This window comes from Variovorax paradoxus (genome assembly GCF_902712855.1).
GTDB lineage: Bacteria > Pseudomonadota > Gammaproteobacteria > Burkholderiales > Burkholderiaceae_C > Variovorax > Variovorax paradoxus_Q.
In genome coordinates, this window is the sequence record NZ_LR743507.1 from 2,452,310 (window position 1) to 2,475,936 (window position 23,627).

Consider the following 23,627-nt stretch of genomic DNA (forward strand, 5'->3'; position numbering starts at 1 on the left):
GGGCAGTCCTGCGCCAGTTGCGAGAAACATGGCGGGCCACCCGGCCCGCCATCGAAGCGGCAAGAAAAGGGCCTTGCTTACTTCTCGATCATGAACGCAGTGCCCTTCGTGACACTCACGATGGCGGTCTGCTGGGCGTCGTAGCCGGCGGGCTTGCCGGCCTTGTCCTTGGCGCGTGCGAAGGCGAAGGCGCCGGTGGCGCCGGTCCACTTCACGTTGGGCAGTGCGTCGCGCAGCGCGGTGCGGTCGGCGGCCAGGTTGCCCGAGAGCTTCACGCCCTTGAGCGCCTGCGCCACCACGTACAGGCCGTCGTAGGCCTGGGCGGCGAACTGGTCCGGAGCGATCTTGAACTTGTCGTTGTAGGCCTTCTGGAACTTGGTGTTCTCCGGCGTGGCGTTGCTGGCCGACCACGGGCTGCCGACGTACAGGTTGTCCGAGCTGCCCTTGGCCAGGTCGAAGATCTTGGTCGAGTTCATGCCGTTGCCGCCGATGACGGGCACGTTCAGGCCGAGCTGGCGGGCCTGCACCATGATCGGCGCGCCTTCGGCCAGCAGGGCCGACAGCACGATCGCGTCGGGGTTGGTGGCCTTGATCTTGGTGAGCTGGGCCTTGAAGTCCACGTCGCCCTTGGCGAAGGTCTCGGTCGTGGTCACGGGCAGCTTCAGGTCTTCGAGGGCCTTCTTGAAGTTGTCGTAGCCGCTCTTGGTGAACACGTCGTCGTTGCCGTACAGCACGGCGACCTTCTTCACGTTGCCGTGCTTGATGGCCACGCGCAGGGTCTCGGGCAGCACGTCCGCTTCGGTGACCGAGTTGCGGAACACGTAGTCGCCGATCGAGGTGATGCCGTCGGCGGTGTTCGAGGTGCCGAAGGCCACGGTCTTCGATGCCTGGGCGATCGGGTCGGCGGCCTGGGCCGAGTTCGACAGCGTGGGGCCGAAGGTCATCAGGACCTTGTCCTGGAAGATCAGCTTCTTGAAGACGTTGATGGCGTCTTCCTTCTTGCCCTGCTCGTCTTCGATGGCCAGCACGATCTTGTCGCCGTTGATGCCGCCGGCGGCATTGATTTCGTCGGCCGCGAGCTGGAAGCCGTTGCGGATGGCTGCGCCGTATTGCGCGGCGCCGCCGGACAGGGCGGCGGCAACGCCGATCTTGATGTCGGCGGCTTGCGCGCCGAAAGCGGTGGCTGCGGCGAGCGCGAGCAGTGCGGGCTTGAAGGAAGTTGGGAGTCTCATGCTGGAAATGCCGGTGTCTGAGGGGGATGTAAGGCGATTTAACATTTTATGCTTCGTCCGCCAGGCCCTCGGGCGCGTGCTTCACGCCTCGGGGATGTGGCGCAGGGTAAACCCCGGCCGGACGCTGTAAGCGCGTTTTTACAATCGCCCCGGCTTATACAAAAGTCCCCAACGCTGTCACAAGCCGCGTTTCGTTTTTTCCTAGAACTCGGAGAGCAATCAATGGATCGTCGTTCCCTCATCAAAAACGCCGGCATCGCCGGTGTTTTGGCCGCCGGCATTGCGCCCGCCGTGCATGCGCAGACCGCGGTGCGCTGGCGCCTGGCGTCGAGCTTCCCCCGTTCGCTCGACACGATTTTCGGCAGCGCCGAAATGCTGTCCAAGACCGTCAAGGCGCTGTCCGGCGGCAAGTTCGAAATCTCGGTGCACCCCGCCGGCGAACTGATGCCCGCCTTCGGCGTGGTCGACGCCCTGCAGGGCGACACCCTCGAAATGGCGCAGACCGCCGCCTACTACTTCACCGGCAAGGATCCGATCTTCGCTTTCAGCTGCGCAGTGCCCTTCGGCCTGACTGCGCGCCAGACCGACTCGTGGAAGGAATACGGCAACGGCCGCAAGCTGCTCGACGCCTTCTTCGCGCAGTACAACTTCCGCACCGCCAGCGCCGGCAACACCGGTACGCAGATGGGCGGCTGGTATCGCAAGGAAATCAAGACGGTCGCCGACCTGAAGGGCCTGAAGATGCGCATGGGCGGCGGCGTGTTCGGCGAGGCGATGGCCAAGCTGGGCGTGGTGTCGCAGAACATGCCCGCGGGCGACGTGTACCAGGCGCTCGAGAAGGGCACGCTGGACGCGGCCGAGTTCGTCGGTCCCTACGACGACGAGAAGCTGGGCTTCAACAAGGTCGCCCCGTACTACTACTACCCCGGCTGGTGGGAAGGCGGCGCCGACCTCGAGTTCTTCATCAACAACAAGGCCTTCGCCAAGCTGTCGGACGAGAACAAGGCCATCCTCGACGCGGCCACCAAGGTCGCCGCGCGCGACATGATCGCCAAGTACGACGCCTTCAACCCGGTGGCGCTCAAGCGCCTCGTGGCCGCCAAGACGCAGCTCAAGCCGTTCCCGAAGGAAGTGATGGACGCCGGCTTCAAGGCCTCGATGGAAGTCTTCGCCGAGCACGAGGCCAAGTCGCCCGAGTTCAAGAAGATCCACCAGGACATGCGCACGTTCCAGCGCGACCAGATCCTGTGGAACCGCTTCTCGGAGTACCCGTTCAACCAGTACATGAACAGCGTCAAGATCTGATCCTGCCGCAACTCAAAGCAAAAAAGGCCGGCCCGTGTGAACGGGCCGGCCTTTTTGCTGTTCGCCCCGGCCCCCGCACGGGCGCGGGGGTGAGGTTCAGGGCTTCTGCGGCTGCTGTTTGAGCGCGTCCTGCATCGCCTTCATGGGGTCGTCGCTCGCGCCGCTGTCCGCCGGGGCGGGCACAGGCGAGGCACCGCCTTCGGTGGCGCCCGGCGCCGCGGGTTCGGCGCCCGGCGCGGGCTCGGGCGTGCCGCCGTAGGGATCGGCCGGCGTCGCATCGTTGTCGGGCTGCAGGCTTTCTCGCATCTGAGCGCCGATGTCGTCGAGGTTGACCTTGACCTCCTTGTCGAGGCTGCCTGTGACGATCTGCGGGAACGCGATCAGCACGCCGACCATCGTGAGCTGGATCAGCACGAAGGGAACCGCGCCCTTGTAGATCTGCATCGTCGTCACCGGCTCCATGACCTTCTGGGTCACGCGGTCCACGTACTGCTTGTCGGGCGCCACGGAACGCAGGAAGAAGAGGGCGAAGCCGAACGGCGGGTGCATGAACGAGGTCTGCATGTTCACCGCGAGCAGCACGCCGAACCAGATCAGGTCGATGCCCAGCTTGTGGGCCACGGGCGCCAGCAGCGGCACCACGATGAACGACAGCTCGAAGTAGTCCAGGAAGAATGCCAGGAAGAACACCAGCACGTTCACCGCGATCAGGAAGCCCACCGGGCCGCCGGGCAGGGCCGAGAGCAGGTGCTCGACCCAGATCGGGCCATCTGCTGCCTGGAACACCAGGCTGAAGACCGTGGCGCCGATCAGGATGAACATCACGAAGCTCGACAGCTTGGTGGTCGAGGCCAGCGCCTGCTTGAGCAGGGACATGCTCATGCGACGGCGGAGCCAGGCCATGATCAGCGCACCGACCGCGCCCATCGCGCCGCCCTCGGTGGGCGTCGCGACACCCAGGAAGATGGTGCCCAACACCAGGAAGATGAGCAGCAGCGGCGGGATCAGCACGAAGGTCACGCGCTCGGCCAGCCGGGACAGCAGGTTGAGCTTCAGGCCCTTGTTGATCAGCGCGATCACCAGCGCCACGAACACGCCGCCGCACATGGCGACAACGACCTTTTCGTCGGTGGCGACGAAGGTGACGGGCTCGCCCTGGAACCAGGTGTGCACGGCTTCCATGTTGCGTGCCAGCACGACGGCCACGACCGCCGACAGCGCAGTGATGCCGACCAGCGAGGGATAGCCGCCGCTGCCGTCGGGCTCGCGGAAAGTTCGCGCCTCGGCCGGCAGCGCGGGCACCTGCGCGGGCTTGAAGATCGCCAGGAACACGACGTAGACCACGTACAGGCCCATCAGCATGAAGCCGGGCAGGAAGGCGCCTTTGTACATGTCGCCGACGCTGCGGCCGAGCTGGTCGGCCATGATGATCAGCACCAGCGAGGGCGGGATGATCTGCGCCAGCGTGCCCGAGGCGGCGATGACGCCGCTGGACAGCCGCCGGTCGTAGCCGTAGCGCAGCATGATGGGCAGCGAGATCAGGCCCATCGAGATCACCGAGGCGGCCACCACGCCGGTGGTGGCGGCCAGCAGTGCGCCGACGAAGATCACCGCCAGCGCGAGCCCGCCGCGCATCGGGCCGAAGACCTGGCCGACCGTGTCGAGCAGGTCCTCGGCCATGCCGCTTCGCTCGAGGACGAGCCCCATGAGCGTGAAGAACGGCACCGCCAGCAGCGTGTCGTTGGCCATGATGCCGATCAGCCGCTGGGGCAGCCAGGCCATCACCGAGGGCTGGAACACGCCGAGCTCGATGCCGACGAATCCGAAGAACAGGCCGCAGGCGCCGAGGCTGAATGCGACCGGGAAGCCCAGTAGTAGGAAGCAGATCAGCCCCGCGAACATGATCGGGGCGAAGTTGGCGACGATGAATTCCATGGTGTTCCGGTGCTCGCCCGTTCAGTGTTGCGGCTTGGGCGCGGCGCCCGTTTCGGCCGCGGCTTGGGCGGCGTCCTTTTCGGCCTGCAGGCGCAGGGCCTCGATCAGCTCGGCCTCGGCCGTCTTGTCGGTCAGCCGGCCCATCGGATCGGGGCCCTGGCCGCGCAGGAAGGCGATGCGCTTGATGAGTTCCGACCAGCCCTGCAGCAGCAGCAGCGTGAAGCCGGCCGGCAGCGCCGCCCACACGGGCCAGCGGATCAGGCCGCCCGAGTTGCCGGACATTTCGCCCGACTGGTACATCTGGATCACGACCGGCACCGACAGGTAGAGCACCGTCAGGCACAGCGGGGTCAGGAAGAATGCGAAACCGATGATGTCGATCCAGACCTGCTTGCGCTTGGACAGGCGGCTGTTGATCACGTCGATGCGCACGTGTTCGCGGTGCAGCAGGGTAAACCCGGCGGCGATGAGGAACGACCAGGCGAACAGATACCACTGCACTTCGAGGAAGGCGTTGGAACTGCTGTTGAACACCTTGCGCACGATGGCATTGAGGGCGCTGATCACCGTGGCGGCCAGGATCAGCCATATCGCGTACTTGCCCACTTGGGCATTGAGCCAGTCGATGGCTCTGGAAAGCTTGAGCAAACCGTGCATCACATCTCCATTTTTGTATTGGATTGCCCCATATACGAACGCACCCGACGCACCGGCGTTGTGCGCCGGCGGGTCGGGTGCATGAGGCGGAGCGGATTTTATCGGTGCAATCGAAAGCGTCGTTTCGGGTCGTACCCGGGGGCCAGCCATCGCCATAATGGTTCATGGCCCAGACTCCGCGCCCCCTGCCAGCCCCTGTTGCAGCAATGCCCCTGTCCATCGATTCCCCCGACATGTGCCGGGCCGGGCGCGACATGCTGTCGCTGGCCCTGATCGACGCCCGCAACCACACCCTGCACCTGCTGTCGCTCTTCGAGCAGGCCCTCGGCCAGGACATGCGCGTGGAGTCGCTGCCCGACGTGGTGCCGCCCATCTGGCTGGCCGGCCATATCGGCTGGTTCGCCGAGTGGTGGATCGGGCGCAACACGCAGCGTGCCTTCGGCGCCGACTGTCCGGTGCGGCCCACGCGGCTCGCGGCCATCGACCCCGGTGCCGACGGCTGGTGGAACCCGGCGCACAGCGACCCGCGCCACCGCTGGGCGCCCGAGCTGCCCGACCTGGCCCAGACCAAGGCCTACCTGCTGGAGACGCTGGAGAGCACGCTCGAGCTGCTCGAGCACGCGGCCGAGACCGATGCGGGCCTGTATTTCTATCGCCTCGCGCTGTTCCACGAAGACCTGCGCGGCGAGCAGTTCGTGGTGATGGCGCAGACGCTCGGCCTGCCCCTGGGCGTGGAGCAGGCGCCCATCGCCGTCACGCGCGAGCCGCTGCTGCTGCCGGCCACGCGCTGGGAGCTGGGCGTGCCCGACAGCGGCTTCGCCTTCTCGCAGGAGCGCGCCGCGCACCGCGTGGAGGTGCCCGAATTCGAGATCGACGCGCAGCCGGTCACCTGGAACCAGTACATCGAATTTGTCGACGACGGCGGCTACGACCGCGAGGAGCTGTGGCACGGCGAAGGCTGGCGCTGGCTCTCGTCGCAGATCGACGGGCGGCGCGGACCGAGGCATGTGGAGCAGATCGGCGTGTCGCGCAGCGGCACCGGCGGATCGGTGCTGCAGCAGCGCTTCGGCACCACGGTGCGCGCCGCCGGCCACCACAGCGCGGTGCACCTGAGCTGGTGGGAAGCCGATGCCTGGGCGCGCTGGGCCGGACGGCGCATCGCGACCGAGGTCGAATGGGAGATCGCGGCACACACTGCGGCGCGGCGCGGCTTCCGCTGGGCCGACGTGCACGAATGGACGGCCGGCACGCTGCAGCCGTGGCCCGGCTACCGGGCAGACCCGTGGAGCGCAGGCAGCGACTTCGACCCGGCCGCTGCCTTCGGGCGCGCGCGCGTGCTGCGCGGCGCCTCGTTCGCGACCCGCGCGCGCCTGCGCTCGCCGCGCCGCCGCGGCTTCGCGCTGCCGGGCCGCGACGACGGATTCTTCGGCTTCCGCACCTGCAGCCTTTGATTCGCTCCGGGGCTTCGGCGTCCCCGGCGATCGGTCAGGTGCGTGCGTCGGCGGCGCCGTCTTCGGATGACAGCGGCGGCGCCACTTCCTCCAGCGGCTTGCGTTCGGCGTCGGCCGCATAGCGCAAGGCCAGCAGCCCCGCCACGATGACCAGCGCGGCACCGATGGCGTAGCCCACCATCACCGCGCCGCGGCTGCCGGTCTCGATCAGCAGGCCGAACAGCACCGGCGCAGCGAAGCCGCCAGCCCCCATGCCGACCGCATAGAAGATCGCGATCGCCATCGCGCGCATCTCGAGCGGGAACACCTCGCTCACGGTGAGGTAGGCCGAGCTCGCTGCGGCCGAGGCCAGGAAGAACACCGCCGACCAGCACAGCGCCTGGCTGCGCGCGTCGAGCCAGCCCATCATGAACGCCCAGCCCGTGAACGCCAGGCCGACGCCCGCGAGCACATAGGTCAGCGCGATCATCTTGCGCCGGCCCACGCTGTCGAACAGCGGCCCCAGCAGCAGCGGCCCCAGCACATTGCCGAGCGCGAACGGAAAGATGTAGAGCGCCACGCTGCCTTCGGGCACGCCGTAGAAGCGCGTGAGCACCAGCGCGTAGGTGAAGAAGATGGCGTTGTAGAAGAAGGCCTGCGACACCATCAGCGCCAGCGCGACGACGCTGCGCTGCCGGTAGCGTTGCAGCAGCACGCGCGCCACTTCGCGCATCGACGGGCTGGTGGCGCGCGCGGCCGTGTAGTTCACATGGCCCTGCGGCGCGGGCAGCGGGCCGTGCTGCGCTTCGACCTCCGCTTCGATCCGGTCTACGATGCGCTTCGCTTCGTCGGCGCGGCCGTGCGCGATGAGCCAGCGCGGGCTTTCGGGCACGTCGCGCCGCACCAGCAGGATGGCCACCGCCAGCACCGCACCCAGCGCGAAGCCTGCGCGCCATCCCCACACCGGGCCGACGACGCGCGTGTCGAGCAGCACCAGGCTCAGTGCCGCGCCCAGCGCCGCACCGATCCAAAAGCTGCCGTTGATGGCGAGGTTGACGCGCCCGCGCACACGCGCCGGAATGAGTTCGTCGATGGCCGAGTTGATGGCCGCGTATTCGCCGCCGATGCCCAGCCCCGTGACGAAGCGGCACAGCGCGAAGAAGGCGAAGTTGGGAGAAAAGGCCGTGGCCAGCGTGCCGACGGTATAGACCACGAGCGTGATCAGGAAGAGCTTCTTGCGGCCCAGCCGGTCGGTCAGCCGACCGAAGAGCAGGGCGCCGAGCACCGCGCCCGCCACGTACACCGAGCCCGACAGGCCGATCTCCCCGGCCGAGAGTCCGAGCGTGTCGGGCCGCTCGAGCACCGCGCCGATCGAGCCCACCAGCGTGACCTCGAGCCCGTCGAGAACCCAGGCCACGCCCAGTGCGATCACCACGCGCCAATGCCATCGGGACCATGGCAGGCGGTCGAGGCGGGCGGGGATGTCGCTGCGCAGTACCGTCATCCAGCCGATTATTGGAAGGCGGCCGGCGCACCGCCTGTAGGACCCGGCCTCCGATGAGGCCGTGGCCCTGCGCAGGTCAGGCCGTCTCGGCCAGCGCGTCCGCCAGCGCGTTCACCATGCGGTCGATCTCGGCCTTCTCCGCGATGAAGGGCGGCGCGAGCTGGATGGTGTCGCCGCCGTAGCGCACGTAGAAGCCCTTCTTCCAGCAGTTCATCGCGATCTCGTACGGGCGGCGTGCGGGCTCGCCCGGCAGCGCGGCGATCGTGAGGCCCGCGGCCAGGCCGTAGTTGCGGATGTCGGCGACATGCTTGCTGCCCTTGAGGCTGTGCACCGCGTTCTCGAAGTGCGGCGCCAGCGCCTGCACGCGGCCGATCATGTCTTCCTTCTGCAGCACGTCGAGCGCGGCGATGCCGGCGGCGCAGGCCACCGGATGCGCGCCATAGGTGTAGCCGTGCGGGAATTCGAGCATGTAGTCGGGGCCGCCGGCGGCCATGAAGGTGTCGTAGATCTCCTTGCTGGCGACCACGGCGCCCAGCGGCTGCGCGCCGTTGGTGACCTGCTTGGCGATGTTCATGATGTCGGGCGTCACGCCGAAGGCTTCCGCGCCGGTGAAGGCGCCGCAGCGGCCGAAGCCGGTGATGACCTCGTCGAAGATCAGCAGGATGTTGTTGGCGGTGCAGATGTCGCGCAGGCGCTTCAGGTAGCCCTTGGGCGGGATCACCACACCGGCGGAGCCCGCGAAGGGCTCGACGATGACGGCCGCGATGTTCGATGCGTCGTGCAACGCGATCAGGTCGAGCAGGCGGTCGGCCAGTTCGGCGCCGTTGTCGGCCATGCCGCGCGTGAAGGCGTTGGCCGCCAGTTGCGTGTGCGGCAGGTGGTCGGCTTCGACGCCCTGGCCGAACAGCTTGCGGTTGGCCGCGATGCCGCCCACCGAGATGCCGCCGTAGTTCACGCCGTGGTAGCCCTTCTCGCGCCCGATCAGCCGGGTCTTGCTGGCCTGTCCCTTGGTGCGCCAGTAGGCACGCGCCATCTTCAGCGAGGTGTCCGCGGCTTCGGAGCCCGAGCCGGTGAAGAACACGTAGTCGAGGCCGGCGGGCGTGAGTTCCTTGATCTTGTTGGCCAGCTCGAACGAGGCGGGGTGGCCGAACTGGAAGGCTGGCGAGTAGTCGAGCCTGGCGATCTGGCGGCTCACTGCCTCCGTGATCTCGGGGCGGCCGTGGCCCAGGCCGGAGCACCACAGGCCCGACAGGCCGTCGAAGATCTTGCGCCCGTCGATGTCGGTGAAGTAGGCGCCCTTGGCCTCCACGATGATCCGCGGATCGGCCTTGAAGTTGCGGTTGCCGGTGTAGGGCATCCAGTGCGCGTCGAGCCAGGCGGCGTCGGTGCGCGTCGCGGGTGTCGGATCGATGGCGGGCGTTGCAAGGGTCATGGCGATTCCCGCGCAGGGCGGGCTCCAGAGGTAAAGAGGGTGAACGGGGTGTGCCGATTGTTGGCAGAGCCATCAGTGTGGAGAATGGCGCAATATCAATGTTCACTTGACAGTTCATGCAAGTAAGAGAGAAAGCCCGAAACGGTGCCGCCGGCACCCGCAATCGCGCCGTTCTGGGGCAGCTCAGCGACATGGACCTGCGCCTTCTCAAGGTGTTCAGGAGCGTGGTCGATTGCGGCGGCATGGCGGCCGCCGAGCTCGAGCTGAACATCGGCACCTCGACCGTGAGCCGCCACGTGAAGGACCTGGAAACGCGGCTCGGCCTCGTGCTGTGCCGGCGTGGCCGTGCGGGCTTCGGGCTCACCGCCGAAGGCCAGCGTGTGTACGACGAGACGTTGCGGCTGCTGGCTTCGGTCGACGCCTTCAGGGGCAGCATCGACGACATCCACAGCCGCATGGGCGGGCAGCTCGAGGTGGCGGTGTTCGACAAGACCGCCACCAATCCGCAGGCGCGCATCGGCGAGGCGATCGCGCGGTTCACCGAGCTCGCGCCCGAGGTGAGCCTGGCGCTGCATGTGGGTTCGATCAACGCGATCGAGCAGGGCGTGCTGGAAGGCAACTTCCAGATCGGCATCATCCCGGCGCACCGCAGTTCCAAGAGCCTGGTGTACGCCGACCTGTTCGACGAGACCATGCTGCTCTACTGCGGCGCGGGGCACCCGCTGTTCGATGCCGATCACGCGAAGCTCACCTGGGCAAAGCTGCGCGAGCACCATTTCGCGGGGCTCGGCTACCACTCGCCCAACATGGAACTGAGCCACCGCGCGAAGCTGTCGCGCAAGGCCACGGGCTTCGACCAGGAAGCGATTGCCACGCTGATCCTGTCTGGGCGCTTCCTGGGCTTCCTGCCCGACCACTATGCGCAGGCCTTCGAGCAGCGCGGGCTCATGAAGCCGGTGCTGCCGGCGCGCTTCAACTACGCGTGCCGCTTCGTGAGCCTGCTGCGGCGCTCGCCGAAGCCGTCGCGTGCGGTGCTGGCGTTTCAGGAGTGCCTGGAGCGGGCGCACGGGCACTCGTAGCGTCCGGCGGGCATCGCCGCGCGCGGTTTGCGCGTCTGGCGCTTGCTGCCGTGGAAGTCGCGCATATGCGGCAAGCCGCTGTTCCTGTTCGGTTCGGGTGCGCCGGCGGACACGGCCGCATGACCTGCCACGTCATCGACGCGCCTCGCGTGCGGCGCGACCATTCCTTCACCCCGCGATGTTGCGGGTCGAACCCCTCGAAAGGAACCGTCGCCATGAACACCGCAGCACACGATGCCACCGCCATTGCCCGCAGCTACATCGCAGTCTGGAACGAGACCGACGCCGCGCGCCGCGCCGCGCTGATCGAGGCCGGCTGGAGCGCCGACGCCCGCTACGTCGACCCGATGGCGCAGGCCAGCGGGCACGACCAGATCAGTGCGCTGGTCGGCGCGGTGCACCAGCGCTTTCCGGGCTTCCGCTTCAACCTGCTGGGCAAGGCGGACGCGCACGGCGACCACCTGCGTTTCTCGTGGACGCTGGGTCCGAGCGGCGCGGAAGACCTGATCCAGGGCACGGACTTCGTGCAGCTCGATGCGGGCAAGCTGCGCAGCGTCACCGGCTTTCTCGACAAGGTGCCCGTCGGTGCCTGAGCGCAAGCCGGATGAAAGCCTGGCGAGGGCTCAGTCCGGCGCGCCGGCCGGCCGGCCGCGCCACAGCTTGCGATAGACGGTCGCGCGGCTGATCCCCAGTGCCCTTGCGGCCTCCGCCACGTTGCCCCGCGCATCGGCCACCGCCTTGCGGATCAGCGCGGTCTCGACGTCGCGCAGGCGCGGTCGCGCGTCGGCAGGCGGCACACCCGGGGCGCCGCTCGTGGCACCGCCGCGGTGCGGCCGCACCTGCACCCGCAGGCCCGACCAGAGCGGCACCTCGAGCACTGCGTCGCCGCGGCGAGCCGCATCGAACATCATGTGCAGCGGCAGCGCGAAGAGGTCGTTGAACATCAGTGCATGCTCGTTGCGCGCCAGCGGCTGGTGCAGCATCTGCCGTGCCGCTGCGTTGGCCCCGGTGACGCGGCCTTCCGCGTCGATGCACAGCAGGCCCTCGGTGGCTTCGCTGGCCGTGCAGCCGGGCCAGGCCAGGTGCAGCAGCAGCTCGCAGGGCTCGCGCAGCACCAGCGAGTTCTCGATGCTGCGCGCCGACAGCGTGGCCAGGTGGCGCAGCTCGGGCCGCTCCACCACCTGCACGCCGGTCAGGTCGAGCATGCCGATGCAGTCGCCGCGCGGCCCGAAGAGCGGCGCGCCGGCGCAGCTGTAGACGCTGGTGTCGTCATGGAAGTGCTCGCCGCGGTGCAGCCACACCGATTCCTGCTCGGCCAGCGCGGTGCCTATTGCACTCGTGCCGATGGCGCGTTCCGACAGGTCGACACCGACGCGGCCGATGTCGCGCGCGAAGCGGCTGGCGGCATCGGTGCCGTCGGGGAGGTTACCCACGTCGACGACGATGCCGTCGGCGTCGGTCAGGATGGCGAAGTAGCGGGTGTCCGCGATGGCGCGCGAGAGGCGGTCGATCACCGGACGTGCCGCCGCGACCAGCGCGCGGTTGCGTTCGGTGACATCGCAGCTGGCCGACCGGCTCACCGGCTCGAAGCTGACCCGCTGCTGCGGCCGGCGGCCGGCCTCGAGGCAGCGCTGCCACGAACGAGCGATCCAGGCGTCGATGCATGCATGCGCGCGCGCACCGTGCGAGTCGCCTTCGATGAGTTCGCGGCGGGCTTGGGCAATGGCCAGGGAGCGCTCTGCGGAGGGCGGGACGAGAGTGGGGGTCATCGTGTGTGTTCGCTCGTGCGGCGGCTTTTCCGGGCTCGCCGGGCGGCAACCTGTTTCATTTTGAGAATTTCGCGCGCTCTGTGCAAGTGTCAAGGGTTTTTGCCTAGGATGGCGCGACGGACCGGCATCCAAGATGCCTTTTGCTGAACCAGCCATCACCTTCAACGGAGACAGCCACATGCAGGTCGCTTTCAAGGTCAACGGCCGCCAGGTCACGGTCGACGCTCCTCCCAACACCTTCCTCGTCCACGCCATCCGGGAGCACCTCCATCTCACCGGGACGCACGTCGGCTGCGACACCGCGCAGTGCGGTGCCTGCACCGTCCATGTGAACGGCAGGGCAGTGAAGTCGTGCAACATCCTGGTCGCGCAGGCAGCGGGCGCGGACATCACCACCATCGAGGGCATCGCCGAGGCCGATGGCACCATGCACCCCATGCAGGCTGCCTTCAAGGAGTGTCACGGCCTTCAATGCGGCTTCTGCACACCGGGCATGGTCATGAGCGCCATCGACCTGTGCACCCACCACCCGAAGTCGAGCGAATCGGAGATCCGCGAACTGCTCGACGGCAACCTGTGCCGCTGCACGGGCTACCAGAACATCGTAAAGGCCGTGAAGATGGGCGGCGAGGCGATGGCCTCGGGCGCTCCGGTCAAGACCACCGTCACGGCGTGAAGGAAACAGCATCATGGGTGCTTCCGACTTCTCGAACCTGCCCCACATCGGCGAGGCGCTGCGCCGCAAGGAAGACTACCGCTTCCTGACCGGCGCGGGCAATTACACCGACGACATCACGCTGGCCAACCAGAGCCATGCGGTCTTCGTGCGCTCGCCGCATGCCCACGCCGTCATCAGGTCGGTCGACACCGCCGAGGCCCTCAAGATGCCCGGCGTGGTCGGCATCTTCAGCGGCAAGGACATCGAGGGCAAGATGGGCGGGCTGCCCTGCGGCTGGCTCATCAACAACCCCGACGGCACGCCGATGAAGGAGCCGATGCACCCGATCCTGGCGATCAACAAGGTGCGCTACGTGGGCGACCATGTGGCCATGGTGGTGGCCGAGACGGTCGAGCAGGCGAAGAACGCGGCCGAGGCGGTCGTGGTCGACTACGACGTGCTGCCCGCGCTGGTGAGCGTGGCCGACGCAGCGAAGAAGGCCGGCGGCGTCACGCTGCACGACGAGGCGCCCGACAACCAGTGCTACAAGTGGGCGCTGGGCGACAAGGCGGCGGTCGATGCGGCCTTCGCCAACGCCGCGCACGTCACGAAGCTCGATCTGGTCAACAACCGGCTGGTGCCCAATCCGATCGAGCCGCGCGTGGCCATCGGCAGCTACAGCCGCGGCACCGACGACTACACGCTGTACGTGTCCAACCAGAACCCGCACGTCGAGCGCCTGCTCATGACGGCCTTCGTGCTGGGGCTGCCCGAGCACAAGGTGCGGGTGGTGGCACCCGACGTGGGCGGCGGCTTCGGCTCGAAGATCTTCCTGTACGCGGAAGACGTGTGCCTGACCTGGGCCGCCAAGCAGCTCAACCGCAACATCAAGTGGACGGCCGAGCGCTCGGAATGCTTCCTGTCGGATGCCCACGGCCGGGACCACGTGAGCCACGCCGAGATGGCGATGGACGACCAGGGCAAGTTCCTGGCCATGCGCGTGCACACCGACGCCAACCTCGGCGCCTACCTGTCGACCTTCGCGACCGCGGTGCCGACCATCCTCTACGCGACGCTGCTCGCGGGCCAGTACACCACGCCGCAGATCTACGTCGAGGTCGATGCGTGGTTCACCAACACCGCGCCGGTCGATGCCTACCGCGGGGCGGGCCGGCCCGAGGCCACCTACCTGCTGGAGCGGCTGGTGTCGCGCTGCGCCTGGGAAATGAACCTGGGGCAGGACGAGATCCGCAAGCGCAACTTCATCACCACCTTCCCCTACCAGACGCCGGTGGCGCTCCAGTACGACACGGGCGACTTCCATGCCTGCATGGACAAGGCGCGTGTGCTGGCGGAGGTCGACGGCTTCGCGTCGCGCAAGGCGGCCAGCGAAGCGCAGGGCAAGCTGCGCGGCATCGGCTACTCGAGCTACATCGAGGCCTGCGGCATCGCGCCGTCGAACATCGCCGGTGCCCTCGGCGCGCGGGCGGGCCTGTTCGAGTGCGGCGAGATCCGCGTGCACCCCACCGGCAGCGTGACGGTGTTCACCGGCTCCCACAGCCATGGCCAGGGGCACGAGACCACCTTCGCGCAGGTGGTGGCGGCACGCCTGGGCATTCCGGTGGAGAACGTCGACGTGGTGCACGGCGACACCGGCCGCGTGCCGTTCGGCATGGGCACCTACGGCTCGCGCTCCATCTCGGTGGGCGGCGCAGCCATCATGAAGGCGCTCGACAAGATCGAGACCAAGGCCAAGAAGATCGCCGCGCACCTGATGGAAGCGAGCGACGCCGACATCGAGTTCGCCAACGGCGAGTTCACGGTCAAGGGCACCGACAAGAAGATCCCGTTCGGACAGGTGGCGCTCACCGCCTACGTGCCGCACAACTACCCGCTCGACAAGCTCGAGCCGGGCCTGAACGAGACCGCCTTCTACGACCCGACCAACTTCACGTTCCCGGGCGGCACCTACATCTGCGAGGTCGAGATCGACAGGCAGACCGCCGAGGTGCGCGTGGACCGCTTCACCGCGGTGGACGACTTCGGCACCATCATCAATCCGATGATCGTCGAGGGCCAGGTACACGGCGGGCTGGTGCAGGGCATCGGCCAGGCGCTGCTGGAGAACTGCGTGTACGACAACGAGACCGGGCAGTTGCTCACCGGCAGCTTCATGGACTACGCCATGCCGCGCGCGGCCGAGTTCCCGCAGTTCAAGCTCGACACCGTGTGCACCCCGTGCACGCACAACCCGCTGGGCACCAAGGGCTGCGGCGAGGCGGGCGCCATCGGCTCGCCGCCGGCCGTGATCAACGCGGTGCTCGATGCGCTGGCGCCGCTGGGCGTGAAGGACTTCGACATGCCCGCATCGTCCAGCCGTGTCTGGGAGGCGATGCAGAAGGGCAGCGGCAGCGCCGCGAAGGACTCGATGCCGCAGCAGCCCGCGCTGGCCGCCAGCACCCAGGGCCGTCCGGCTCCATAAACAAGAACGAAGCAACAACGAAGGAACCACGCACCATGTACGCCTTCACACTCGAACAACCCGCGTCCGTGGCCGACGCGACCCGCCTCCTGGCGGCAGGCGCCAAGCCGCTGGCAGGCGGCCAGACCCTGCTGGCGTCGATGAAGCTGCGCCTCTCGGCCCCCGAGCAACTGGTGGACCTGGGCGGCATCAAGGAACTCGCCGGCATCGCGAAGAGCGGCGACACCCTGAGCGTCGGCGCCATGTCGCGCCACCTCGAGGTGGCGAACAACGCCGACGTGAAGGCCGCCTTCCCGGCGCTGGCCGACCTGGCCTCGCGCATCGGCGACCGGCAGGTGCGTGCCATGGGCACCATCGGCGGCTCGGTGGCCAACAACGACCCGGCGGCCTGCTATCCGAGCGCGGTGCTGGGCACCGGCGCCACCGTGGTCACGTCGAAGCGCGAAATTGCGGCGGACGATTTCTTCCTGGGCCTGTTCACCACGGCACTCGAAGAAGACGAGCTGATCACCGCGATCCGCTTTCCCATCCCGAAGCGGGCGGCGTACGAGAAGCTGCGCCAGAAGGCGTCGCACTTCCCGCTGGTCGGCGTGTTCGTCGCCCAGTACGACAGCGGCGTGCGCGTGGCCGTCACCGGCGCGGGCAACGGCGTGTTCCTCCATGCGGGCCTGGAAGATGCGCTGAACAAGCGCTTCGCCGCCGAGTCCGCGGCCGGTGTGAAGATCGACGCGAGCGACCTGAACAGCGACCTGCATGCCTCTGCGGCCTACCGCGCCAACCTGATCGGCGTGCTGACCCAGCGCGCGGTGACCAAGGCATTGGGCTGAACGCGCGGGCTGTCCTGATGGCGGGCCGGAAGACGCGACCGTCACGCCTCTTCCGCTACGCTTCGCCATGATCTTCCCGACCATCGATTCGCTTTCCGAAGGCCTGGTGCAGGCCGGCTATTTCGCCGACCGCCGGCTCGCCACGGCCGTGTTCCTCGCGCTCAAGCTGCAGCGTCCGCTGCTGCTCGAGGGCGAACCCGGCGTCGGCAAGACCGAACTGGCGAAGGCGCTGTCGACTGCGCTGGGCCGCGAGCTGCTGCGCCTGCAGTGCTACGACGGCCTGGAGCAGCGCGAGGCGCTCTACGAATGGAACTACGCCGCGCAACTGCTGCACATGCGCGCGGCCGAGGCCACGGGCGCGGCCCGGGACGTGGAGGCCGAGGTCTACCAGCCGCACTACCTGATCCGCCGCCCGCTGCTGCAGGCGCTGCAAACGCCGCTGCCCGGCGCCGTGCTGCTGATCGACGAGGTCGACCGCGCCGACGAGCCCTTCGAGGCCTTCCTGCTCGAGTACCTGGGCGAGTACCAGGTGAGCATTCCCGAACTCGGCACCGTGCGCGCGGTGGTGCCGCCCGTCACCATCCTCACCAGCAACCGCACGCGCGAGCTCAACGACGCGGTCAAGCGGCGCTGCCTGTACCACTGGCTCGACTACCCCGAGCGCGAACGCGAACTGGCCATCGTGCGCGCTCGCGTGCCCGAGGCCGGCGAGACGTTGTCGGCGCAGGTCTCGGCCTTCGTTGCGCGGCTGCGCGCGGCGCCCTTCGTCAATGCCTTCCAGCGCGCGCCCGGCATCGCCGAGAGCGTGGAGTGGGCGAGGGCGCTGATTGCGCTCGACACGGTCGAGCTCGACCCCGAGGTAGTGGTCGACACCGCCGGCATCCTGTTCAAGCAGCGCGACGACGTGGCCGCGCTGACGCAGGAACTGGCGTCCGACCTGCTGCAACCCCAGGAGCCGGCCGCGCGCTGAGCGCCTGGCGTGCGCATGGCCGGCATCCAGCAACTCGGCGACGTCCGCAAGGGCAAGCTCGGCGGCAACATCACCGCCTTCGGCCGTGCCCTGCGCCGCGCGGGCGTGCGCACCGATGCCATGCGCATCGCGCTCGCCGCCGAGGCGGCGATGCTGGTCGGCGTCGAGGACAAGCTCGACCTGGGCGCCGCCATGGAGGCCGTGATGGTCAGCCGCGAGCAGGACCGCATGGTGTTCCGCGAGCTGTTCGATGCCTGGTTCCAGGACCCTGAGCTGGCCAACAAGCTGCTCGCGCAGATGCTGCCCAGCGCAGAAGGCAAGGCCGAGCCGTCGAAGCGCCGGCCGCGCGTGCGCGAGGCGCTCACCGCGCCGCGCAACAACGCCAGGCCCGCCGAGCCGGCCAAACCCGACCGCGAGATCGGGTTCGACGCGGCGATGACGGCGAGCGATCGCCAGCGGCTGAAGCATGCCGACTTCAACGCGCTCGGCAGCGACGAATACCGCCTGGTCGAGCGGCTCGCGCGCGACGTCCGCCTGCCGATCCCCGAGCTGCCGTCGCGCCGCCTGCGCGTGGCGGGCGATGCCGGCCGACAGCACGCGCGCATGCACTGGCCTGGCGTGCTGCACGAGGCCGCGCGCACCGGCGGCGAGATCCTGCGGCTGCCCCGGCTCGCGCGGCGGGAACAGCCGCTGCCACTGCTCGTGCTCGTGGACGTGTCGGGCTCGATGGAGCGCTATGCGCGGCTGCTGCTGGCGTTCCTGCATGCGGCCACCCGTCGCGCCGGCCGGCGCGACGTGTTCGCCTTCGGCACGCGCCTGACCGACCTGACCCCCGCCTTCCGGCTGGCCGACACCGATGCCATGCTCGGCGCGGCCAGCGCGGCGATCGACGATTTCGCGGGCGGCACGCGGCTCGGCAGCTCACTGGCCGAACTGCGCCGCAGCCATGCTCGCCGGCTGACCGGCCGGCGTACGCTGGTGCTGGTGATCAGCGACGGCCTCGACACCGGCGAGCCCGCGCTGCTGGCGCAGGAGCTGCAATGGCTCCGGCGCCATTCGCGCCGCCTGCTGTGGCTCAACCCACTGCTGCGCTTCGAGGGCTACGCCCCTCTGGCCCGTGGGGCTGCCGTGCTGCATGCCCATGCGGACGCGATGCTCGCGGTTCACAATCTCAGCGCGCTCGACCAGCTGGCCGCCAGCCTGGCCGCGCTGATGCGGTCCGGCAGGTAGCGTGCCGGCAAGTACAAGAAGGAAACCACCATGGAAATGCTCGGCAACCGACACCTCGGCGTGACCCAACAACAGGCCTGGGAAGCGCTCAACGACCCGGAAACGCTGAAGAAGTGCATTCCCGGCTGCGACAAGTTCGAGCTGACCGGCGACAACACCTACAGCGTGGCCCTGGCGGTCAAGATCGGCCCTGTGTCCGCCAAGTTCAACGGCAAGGTCGTGCTGTCGGACATCGTGGCGCCCGACGGCTACAAACTGAGCTTCGAAGGGCAGGGCGGCGTGGCCGGATTCGCCAAGGGCTCGTCGAGCGTCACGCTCAAGCCGGTGGCCGCTGCACCTGCTGCCGCTGCAGCTGCGGAAACCGAGGCCGATGCCGCCGTGGCGCACGAAGCCGAAGCGGCCTCGCCGCCCGCTGCCGGTTGTGAACTCGACTACACCGTGCAGGCCCAGGTCGGCGGCAAGATCGCGCAGCTCGGCCAGCGGCTGATCGACGGCGCCGCCAAGTCGACCGCCGACGACTTCTTCAAGCGCTTCGAGGCCGAGATGCAGAGCCGCTACGGCCCGCCGCCCGCGTCCGTGGCGGAAGTGGGCGAGTCGCCGGCAGAGAAGGCCGGAATGATGTCCGGCCTCATGAAGAAGATGGGCCTGGGCAAGAAGGACGACCCCGCTGCCCCCGGCGACGCCGGCTGAGCGGACGGGCCGCGCCATCATGGAAAACCTCGACGTCATGGTGCTGCGCACGCTGCGCGACTGGCGGCGCGCCGGCAAGCGTGCGCTGCTGGCGACCGTGGTTCGCACCTGGGGCTCGTCGCCGCGGCCCGTCGGTTCGATCATGGCGCTGGCGGAAGACGGCGCGGTAGTGGGTTCGGTCTCGGGCGGCTGCATCGAGGACGACCTGATCGCGCGCTACAGCCACGCCCACGGCAAGGGCGAGGACGTGCCGCTGGGCGCGCCGCCTTCGCTCGTGAAGTACGGCATCACCGCCGACGAGGCGCACCGATTCGGCCTGCCGTGCGGCGGCACGCTGGAACTGCTGCTCGAGTACGCGCCGGATGCGGGTTCTCTCGACCTGCTGGTGGCGCAACTGGAGCAGGGCAGGCTCATGCGGCGCACCGTCGTGCTGGCCACCGGCGCGGTTCGGCTCGCAGAGGCCAGGGCACCCGACGAGCTCGCGGTGAACGACGTCGAGCTCACCAACACCTTCGGCCCCGAGTACCGCATGCTGCTCATCGGCGCCGGCCAGCTGGCCGAGTACCTCGCCACCATGGCCAAGTTCAGCGGCTTCACGGTCACGTTGTGCGATCCGCGCGCCGAATACCGCACCGCATGGTCGCTGCCCGGCGTGCACATCACGACGGAGATGCCAGACGACGCGGTGCTCGCATTCAGGCCCGACCGACGCAGCTGCGTGGTGGCGCTCACGCACGACCCGAAGCTCGACGACCTCGCGCTGCTCGAGGCGCTGCAGACCGATGCCTTCTACGTCGGCGCGATCGGTTCGCGCCGCAATGCCGATGCGCGGCGCGACCGGATGATCGAGCACTTCGACCAGACCGAGGCATCACTCGCGCGGCTGCGCGGGCCCATCGGCATCTATATCGGCAGCAAGACGCCGCCCGAGATCGCGGTGAGCGTCATGGCCGAGATCCTCGCGGTGAAGAACGCGGTGACGCTGCCGCGCGAGATGGAAGTGGCGCGCGCCAAGGAACGGCTGACGGCCTGAGCGGCCGCCGGCGCGCCTACTCTTCCTCGTGTTCGTCGGCCCGTCGTTTTGGGATCGGCACGCTGTCCGACGGCGCGGTGGGCGGCACGGCGCCGCCTTTCTGCCGTTCGCGGAACAGCGCGGCGCGCATCAGGAAGATGGTGGTGACCGGCGTGGTGAGCGCGACGAAGAGCACGATCAGCACCGCATGCAGGAAGATGCTGTGGCTCTGCACCGAGAAATACACGATGGTGGCGACGGTCATCGACCAGACGCCGCCGGTGGCGCCCAGCGTGGGCGCATGGATGCGGCTGAAGAAGGTCGGTAGCCGCACCAGGCCGAAGGAGCCGATGGCCGCAAAGGCGGCCCCCAGCACCGCGAACACGGCGGTGACGATCTCTGCCCACAGGGGCAGCGGCCCCACGATGAAATCGCTCATCAGAGTACCTCCGTGCTTCGCGCTGCGGTGCGAGCGTGTCCGGGGCGGCCCGGCGCGGCGTTCATTCGATGACCTCCCCGCGCAGCAGGAACTTGGCCATCGCGGTGGAACTCACGAAGCCGAAGAGCGCGATCAGCATGGCGGCGCCGAAGTACACGTCGCTCGCATAGACGATGCCCAGCACCAGCATCATCAGCATGCCGTTGATGTAGAGGCAATCGAGCGCCATCACGCGGTCCTGCGCGGAGGGACCGATCAGCAGGCGCGCGACCGCGCACAGCATCGCCACCGCCAGCAGGAACAGCGCAAACTTGAGCGACCAGAAAAGGATGGGCGTCATGATTCGAAGATCTCCATCAGCGGACGTTCGTAGCGAGCCTTGATCTGCGCGATGAAGGCCGCCTCGTCCTCGAGGTCGAACACGTGGATCAGCAGCGTGCTGCGGTCGAAGGCCACTTCGCCCCAGGCGGTGCCGGGCGTGAGGCACATGATCATCGCGAGCACGGCGAGGCCGTTGGGGTCGCGCATGTCGAGCGGCACCTGCACGAAGCTCGCGCGGATGTCGCGGCTGCGCCGCCCGAGCAGTGCCCGCGCCACCGCGAACACCGAGCGCGACATGTCGTAGAGCACCACGGCCGACAGCCGCAGCGCCACGCCGGGGTGGCGCATGCGCACCGTGGCTGGGCGCAGGCCCTTGGTCAGCAGGGGAACGGCGATGGCAAGCAGCACGCCCGACACCAGCGTGCTGGCCTCCAGCGACTGGTTGAGCAGCAGCCAGACGACCAGGAGGGCGAACGACAGCGGGGGCGAGGGAATCAGGCGCTTCACGGCGTGCCGCCTTTTCCGTCGGCCTTGGCCGCTGCCGCTGCGGGTGCCGGGTTCGGGATCTGCCGGGCGGTCATGACGGCTTCGCGGTAGGCGGCGGGCATGCGCAGGCCTTCGGCGGTGGCCATCGCGTGGCGCATCACCGGCTCGGACCAGACGGTGAGCGCGATGCAGGCCGCGATCAACCCGGCCACCGGCAGCACCTCGAGCGCGGGCAGCGAGGGCAGGTTGGCATGCGGCTGGGTCCAGAAATGACGGATGCCGGTCCGGCTGAGCGCGATCAGCGCGAGGAAGCCGGAGACGATCAGCAGCATGAGGAAGGTCCAGTCGGCCGCGGAGAGCGGCGCGTCGCCGCCCATCACTCCGGTGAGCATCGCGAACTTGCCCACGAAGCCCGACAGCGGCGGCAGCCCGGTGAGCAGCAGCGTGCAGATCATGAAACTCAGGCCGAGAAAGGCGACCCCCGCCGGAATGGCGCGGCCATAGAGCGCCTGCGCATCGTCGTCGAGGTTCACGTCGTCGAGCGCGCGCAGGTCCTCTGCCAGGAAGGGTGCGTTGCCCGCGGCCTCGTGCGGCGCCACGCTCATGCCGGCGTTGCGCCAGCGTTCGATCATGTCGGTGAGCAGGAAGAACGCGCTGACCGCGAGCGTGGAGCTCAGCAGGTAGAACAGCGCGCCGGCCCAGACGGCAGGCTGGCCCAGTCCCACCGCGGTGAGCAGCGTGCCGGCGGAGATCAGCACGCTGAAGCCCGCGAGGTTGGACAGGCGCTGCGTGCCGACGATGCCGATGGCCGCGACGAACAGGGTCGCGATGCCGGCCCCGATCAGCACCGCCTGGCCGAACTCGGCCGAGGCGCCGGTGTCGGGCGCGAAGAGCACCGTCCAAAGCCGCAGCACGGTGTAGACGCCGAGCTTGGTCAGCAGCGCGAACACCGCGCCCACCGGCGACACGGCCGCGCTGTAGGCGGGCACCAGCCAGAAGTTGAGCGGCCACGCCCCGGCCTTGGCGAAGAAGGCGGTGAACAGGATGGCGGCGGCCGCGTGCACCAGGCCGCGGTCGCCGGGCGCGAGCTCGGCGATGCGCATGCCGAGGTCGGCCATGTTCAGCGTGCCGGTGGCCCCGTAGAGCATCGACGCGCCAATCAGGAACAGTGATGAGGCAGCGAGGTTGATCGCGATGTAATGCAGCCCGGCCTGCACCCGCAGCCGGCCGGAGCCGTGCAGCAGCAGGCCGTAGGAGGCGGCCAGCATCACCTCGAAGAACACGAAGAGATTGAACAGATCGCCGGTAAGGAAGGCGCCGTTCAAGCCCATGAGCTGCAGCTGCAGCAGCGGATGGAAGTGAACGCCCGCGCGGTCCCAGCGCGAAGTGGAATAGATCGACGCGGCAAAGGCGATCACGCCGGTCAGTGCCACCATCATGGTGGAGAGCCGGTCGGCCACCAGCACGATGCCGAAGGGCGCTCGCCAATTGCCCGGCAGGTAGACGCCGATCGAGCCCGGCCCGCCGCCGGTGTCGGCCGCATTCACCCAGCGCAGCAGCGCGAGCGCGGCCAGCAGGCCGACCAGGCCCGAGACCACGCTGAGGAAGGACTTGGCGCGGCGGCGGTTCTCGCCCAGCAGCAGCATCAGCGCGGCGGTGAGCATCGGCACCAGGATCGGCACCGCCACGAGGTGCGGCATGCTGAACTCGAGCAGCTGGTCGAGCAGGCGGAAGAGCTCGGTCATTCGCGCGCGTCCTCGCGTTCCTGGCGCTCTTCGCCATCCACATGGTCGGTGCCGGTCAGGCCGCGCGAGGCCAGCAGCACCACCAGGAACAGCGCGGTCATCGCGAAGCCGATCACGATCGCGGTGAGCACCAGCGCCTGCGGCATCGGGTCGGCGGTGTTGGCGAGCGTGGCCGCGAAGCCGGGCGTGAGCACGGGTTCGCTGTCGACCTTGAGCCGGCCCATGCTGAAGATGAAGAGGTTGACCGCGTACGAGATGAGCGTGAGGCCCATGATCACCTGGAAGGTGCGCGGGCGCACCAGCAGGTAGACACCCGAGCCGGTGAGCACGCCGATGGCGAGGGCGAGCACGATTTCCATCCTAGGCTCCCCCCCAGGCTGCGCGCACTGCGTGTCGCTTCGCCAACCCCCTGCCGGGGGCGGCA

At 68.6% G+C, this 23,627-nt stretch carries 22 protein-coding genes; 11 read left to right on the plus strand and 11 right to left on the minus strand.

The genetic code is table 11. The features are described from left to right. Positions 1-77 precede the first annotated feature (77 nt). Positions 78-1,232, minus strand: a complete 1,155-nt coding sequence (locus AACL56_RS11070; protein ID WP_339089880.1) for an ABC transporter substrate-binding protein — start codon at positions 1,230-1,232, stop codon at positions 78-80. A gap of 222 nt (positions 1,233-1,454) precedes the next feature. Between AACL56_RS11070 and AACL56_RS11075 the strand changes: the two genes are divergently transcribed. Then, positions 1,455-2,537: a TRAP transporter substrate-binding protein gene (locus AACL56_RS11075; protein WP_339089881.1), complete on the plus strand. Its 1,083-nt coding sequence runs from the start codon at positions 1,455-1,457 to the stop codon at positions 2,535-2,537. A 96-nt stretch (positions 2,538-2,633) separates the two neighbouring features. On the opposite strand, the gene AACL56_RS11080 is transcribed toward AACL56_RS11075, so the two are convergent. Together AACL56_RS11080 and AACL56_RS11085 are read right to left on the minus strand one after the other, a co-directional pair. Next, entirely contained in the window at positions 2,634-4,472 is a 1,839-nt protein-coding gene (locus AACL56_RS11080; RefSeq protein WP_339089882.1) for a TRAP transporter large permease, read from the minus strand. A 21-nt stretch (positions 4,473-4,493) separates the two neighbouring features. Further along, positions 4,494-5,129 (minus strand): TRAP transporter small permease subunit, encoded by a 636-nt coding sequence (locus AACL56_RS11085; RefSeq protein WP_339089883.1) that lies wholly within the window; start codon positions 5,127-5,129, stop codon positions 4,494-4,496. Between the two features lie 206 nt (positions 5,130-5,335). Between AACL56_RS11085 and AACL56_RS11090 the strand changes: the two genes are divergently transcribed. After that, complete coding sequence (locus AACL56_RS11090; RefSeq protein WP_339089884.1) at positions 5,336-6,580, plus strand: SUMF1/EgtB/PvdO family nonheme iron enzyme; 1,245 nt, start codon at positions 5,336-5,338, stop codon at positions 6,578-6,580. A 34-nt stretch (positions 6,581-6,614) separates the two neighbouring features. Here the strand turns inward: AACL56_RS11090 and AACL56_RS11095 are convergent, their stop codons facing one another. Next, positions 6,615-8,063, minus strand: coding sequence for an MFS transporter (locus tag AACL56_RS11095; RefSeq protein WP_339089885.1), 1,449 nt, complete (start codon positions 8,061-8,063; stop codon positions 6,615-6,617). Between the two features lie 76 nt (positions 8,064-8,139). Further along, positions 8,140-9,495 (minus strand): aspartate aminotransferase family protein, encoded by a 1,356-nt coding sequence (locus AACL56_RS11100; protein ID WP_339089886.1) that lies wholly within the window; start codon positions 9,493-9,495, stop codon positions 8,140-8,142. Between the two features lie 116 nt (positions 9,496-9,611). Here AACL56_RS11100 and AACL56_RS11105 point away from each other — a divergent pair, with 116 nt between their 5' ends. Both AACL56_RS11105 and AACL56_RS11110 read left to right on the plus strand, forming a co-directional pair. Next, a complete protein-coding gene (locus AACL56_RS11105; RefSeq protein WP_339089887.1) occupies positions 9,612-10,574 on the plus strand; it encodes a LysR family transcriptional regulator in 963 nt (320 codons plus the stop codon). Positions 10,575-10,789: 215 nt separating this feature from the next. After that, on the plus strand, positions 10,790-11,167 hold the full coding sequence (locus AACL56_RS11110) for a nuclear transport factor 2 family protein (protein WP_339089888.1): 378 nt from the start codon (positions 10,790-10,792) through the stop codon (positions 11,165-11,167). 30 nt (positions 11,168-11,197) lie between these two features. Here the strand turns inward: AACL56_RS11110 and AACL56_RS11115 are convergent, their stop codons facing one another. Next, on the minus strand, positions 11,198-12,343 hold the full coding sequence (locus tag AACL56_RS11115; protein ID WP_339089889.1) for a helix-turn-helix domain-containing protein: 1,146 nt from the start codon (positions 12,341-12,343) through the stop codon (positions 11,198-11,200). A gap of 178 nt (positions 12,344-12,521) precedes the next feature. Between AACL56_RS11115 and AACL56_RS11120 the strand changes: the two genes are divergently transcribed. The 7 genes from AACL56_RS11120 to AACL56_RS11150 all read left to right on the plus strand — a co-directional run bounded on the left by AACL56_RS11120 (position 12,522) and on the right by AACL56_RS11150 (position 20,233). Next, complete coding sequence (locus AACL56_RS11120; protein ID WP_339089890.1) at positions 12,522-13,019, plus strand: (2Fe-2S)-binding protein; 498 nt, start codon at positions 12,522-12,524, stop codon at positions 13,017-13,019. A gap of 13 nt (positions 13,020-13,032) precedes the next feature. Next, on the plus strand, positions 13,033-15,483 hold the full coding sequence (locus AACL56_RS11125) for a xanthine dehydrogenase family protein molybdopterin-binding subunit (protein ID WP_339089891.1): 2,451 nt from the start codon (positions 13,033-13,035) through the stop codon (positions 15,481-15,483). A gap of 35 nt (positions 15,484-15,518) precedes the next feature. Then, positions 15,519-16,310 carry an FAD binding domain-containing protein gene (locus AACL56_RS11130; RefSeq protein WP_339089892.1) on the plus strand — a complete coding sequence of 264 codons (792 nt, stop codon included), beginning with the start codon at positions 15,519-15,521 and terminating at the stop codon, positions 16,308-16,310. Between the two features lie 67 nt (positions 16,311-16,377). Next, positions 16,378-17,280, plus strand: a complete 903-nt coding sequence (locus tag AACL56_RS11135) for an AAA family ATPase (RefSeq protein ID WP_339089893.1) — start codon at positions 16,378-16,380, stop codon at positions 17,278-17,280. Between the two features lie 15 nt (positions 17,281-17,295). Next, entirely contained in the window at positions 17,296-18,510 is a 1,215-nt protein-coding gene (locus AACL56_RS11140) for a vWA domain-containing protein (protein ID WP_339089894.1), read from the plus strand. Between the two features lie 30 nt (positions 18,511-18,540). Further along, positions 18,541-19,200, plus strand: coding sequence for a CoxG family protein (locus tag AACL56_RS11145; RefSeq protein WP_339089895.1), 660 nt, complete (start codon positions 18,541-18,543; stop codon positions 19,198-19,200). A gap of 19 nt (positions 19,201-19,219) precedes the next feature. Further along, positions 19,220-20,233: an XdhC family protein gene (locus AACL56_RS11150; protein WP_339089896.1), complete on the plus strand. Its 1,014-nt coding sequence runs from the start codon at positions 19,220-19,222 to the stop codon at positions 20,231-20,233. A gap of 16 nt (positions 20,234-20,249) precedes the next feature. Here AACL56_RS11150 and mnhG read toward each other — a convergent pair whose 3' ends face one another. The 5 genes from mnhG to AACL56_RS11175 form a co-directional block, all read right to left on the minus strand. Beyond that, on the minus strand, positions 20,250-20,651 hold the full coding sequence (gene mnhG, locus AACL56_RS11155; protein ID WP_339089897.1) for a monovalent cation/H(+) antiporter subunit G: 402 nt from the start codon (positions 20,649-20,651) through the stop codon (positions 20,250-20,252). 61 nt (positions 20,652-20,712) lie between these two features. Next, positions 20,713-20,991 carry a K+/H+ antiporter subunit F gene (locus AACL56_RS11160; protein ID WP_126022905.1) on the minus strand — a complete coding sequence of 93 codons (279 nt, stop codon included), beginning with the start codon at positions 20,989-20,991 and terminating at the stop codon, positions 20,713-20,715. Beyond that, positions 20,988-21,479 (minus strand): Na+/H+ antiporter subunit E, encoded by a 492-nt coding sequence (locus AACL56_RS11165; RefSeq protein ID WP_339089898.1) that lies wholly within the window; start codon positions 21,477-21,479, stop codon positions 20,988-20,990. Before AACL56_RS11165 ends, AACL56_RS11160 begins: the two co-directional genes overlap by 4 nt. Continuing rightward, entirely contained in the window at positions 21,476-23,203 is a 1,728-nt protein-coding gene (locus AACL56_RS11170) for a monovalent cation/H+ antiporter subunit D (RefSeq protein ID WP_339089899.1), read from the minus strand. Before AACL56_RS11170 ends, AACL56_RS11165 begins: the two co-directional genes overlap by 4 nt. Next, entirely contained in the window at positions 23,200-23,562 is a 363-nt protein-coding gene (locus AACL56_RS11175; protein ID WP_339089900.1) for a Na+/H+ antiporter subunit C, read from the minus strand. The genes AACL56_RS11170 and AACL56_RS11175 overlap by 4 nt, the downstream gene beginning before the upstream one ends. Positions 23,563-23,627: the final 65 nt, after the last annotated feature.